The sequence below is a fragment of the Burkholderia sp. GbtcB21 genome, assembly GCF_019091065.1.
GTDB classification, from domain to species: domain Bacteria; phylum Pseudomonadota; class Gammaproteobacteria; order Burkholderiales; family Burkholderiaceae; genus Burkholderia; species Burkholderia pyrrocinia_C.
Genome location: NZ_JAGXKA010000292.1, coordinates 1 through 262, shown reverse-complemented (window position 1 = coordinate 262; position 262 = coordinate 1). Strand labels below are relative to the sequence as shown.

The following is a 262-nucleotide window of genomic DNA, read 5'->3' as shown; positions in this document are numbered from 1 at the left end:
CGCTCATTATGGTGCCGTGATTGGGTTACAAGCCGTGGGCGGTGCCGAGGTGGTTCGCGTTCTGATTATTCCAAACCTCGCCGACTACTCCAAGCTACTCAGCGATGGTATCGAGGACGCTGCTCGTCGGCCGGCAGCTGAGCGCGTGCTGAACTCTCTTGTCGGTGTCCTGGCATCGCTTCGTGACAGCCAGGCGTCCTTGCCAAACGGTCACCCCGCTACCCTCACAGAAGACCTGCGCGCACGTTTGGCGGAGAAGGTC

The 262-nt window shown here is 60.7% G+C and carries 1 protein-coding gene; it reads left to right on the top strand.

The features are described from left to right. A partial coding sequence (locus tag KVT39_RS36975; protein ID WP_217591489.1) for a hypothetical protein occupies window positions 1-262 on the top strand: 262 nt, incomplete at both ends.